This window comes from Echinimonas agarilytica (genome assembly GCF_023703465.1).
GTDB classification, from domain to species: Bacteria; Pseudomonadota; Gammaproteobacteria; order Enterobacterales; family Neiellaceae; genus Echinimonas; species Echinimonas agarilytica.
Genome location: NZ_JAMQGP010000015.1, coordinates 1 through 1,815, shown reverse-complemented (window position 1 = coordinate 1,815; position 1,815 = coordinate 1). Strand labels below are relative to the sequence as shown.

Annotated in this window: 1 rRNA gene; it reads left to right on the top strand. The window is 50.6% G+C overall.

Annotation, left to right across the window (positions count from 1 at the left end):
- Positions 1-232: 232 nt before the first annotated feature.
- Positions 233-1,768, top strand: a 16S ribosomal RNA gene (locus tag NAF29_RS18025).
- Positions 1,769-1,815: the final 47 nt, after the last annotated feature.

Genomic DNA, 1,815 nt, shown 5'->3' with positions numbered 1-1,815 from the left:
GTGAAGAAAATCGGTTAGCAAAAAAGATTCATTGAATCGCTTGACACTAACCACCGGAAGCGTATTATACGCCTCCCGCAACGGCAACGCCGAAGCGACGCTCTTTAACAATTTAGCAAGACAATCTGTGTGGGCACTCGCAGTAAGTTGAGATTCAAAAATTATCAACTTTCTGAAGAGTGTTCGAATAGAACAGTCAATTCAAGAAACGTTGAGCAAAGATTAAAACTTTTAATTGAAGAGTTTGATCATGGCTCAGATTGAACGCTGGCGGCAGGCCTAACACATGCAAGTCGAACGGTAACAGAAAGAAGCTTGCTTCTTTGCTGACGAGTGGCGGACGGGTGAGTAATGCTTAGGGAACTGCCCAGAGGTGGGGGATAACTATTGGAAACGATAGCTAATACCACATATGACCTACGGGTGAAAGGGGGCTTCGGCTCTTGCCTTTGGATGTACCTAAGTGAGATTAGCTTGTTGGTGAGGTAATGGCTCACCAAGGCGACGATCTCTAGCTGGTTTGAGAGGATGATCAGCCACACTGGAACTGAGACACGGTCCAGACTCCTACGGGAGGCAGCAGTGGGGAATATTGCACAATGGGGGAAACCCTGATGCAGCCATGCCGCGTGTGTGAAGAAGGCCTTCGGGTTGTAAAGCACTTTCAGTCGTGAGGAAAGGTAGCTGGTTAATACCCAGTTACTGTGACGTTAGCGACAGAAGAAGCACCGGCTAACTCCGTGCCAGCAGCCGCGGTAATACGGAGGGTGCGAGCGTTAATCGGAATTACTGGGCGTAAAGCGCATGCAGGCGGTCTGTTAAGCCAGATGTGAAAGCCCGGGGCTCAACCCCGGAATAGCATTTGGAACTGGCAGACTAGAGTTTTGTAGAGGGGGGTAGAATTTCAGGTGTAGCGGTGAAATGCGTAGAGATCTGAAGGAATACCAGTGGCGAAGGCGGCCCCCTGGACAAAAACTGACGCTCAGATGCGAAAGCGTGGGTAGCAAACAGGATTAGATACCCTGGTAGTCCACGCCGTAAACGATGTCAACTAGCTGCTTGTGACTTTAAGTTGTGGGTGGCGGAGCTAACGCATTAAGTTGACCGCCTGGGGAGTACGGCCGCAAGGTTAAAACTCAAATGAATTGACGGGGGCCCGCACAAGCGGTGGAGCATGTGGTTTAATTCGATGCAACGCGAAGAACCTTACCATCCCTTGACATCCAGAGAATTTTCTAGAGATAGAATTGTGCCTTCGGGAACTCTGAGACAGGTGCTGCATGGCTGTCGTCAGCTCGTGTTGTGAAATGTTGGGTTAAGTCCCGCAACGAGCGCAACCCTTGTCCTTATTTGCCAGCACTTCGGGTGGGAACTTTAAGGAGACTGCCGGTGATAAACCGGAGGAAGGTGGGGACGACGTCAAGTCATCATGGCCCTTACGGGATGGGCTACACACGTGCTACAATGGCGCATACAGAGGGCTGCAAGCTAGCGATAGTGAGCGAATCCCTTAAAGTGTGTCGTAGTCCGGATTGGAGTCTGCAACTCGACTCCATGAAGTCGGAATCGCTAGTAATCGCAAATCAGAATGTTGCGGTGAATACGTTCCCGGGCCTTGTACACACCGCCCGTCACACCATGGGAGTGGGTTGCTCCAGAAGTGATTAGTCTAACCTTCGGGGGGACGATCACCACGGAGTGATTCATGACTGGGGTGAAGTCGTAACAAGGTAGCCCTAGGGGAACCTGGGGCTGGATCACCTCCTTACCTAAAATCTCAGTCTTATTGCTGAGTGTTCACACAGATTGTCTTGC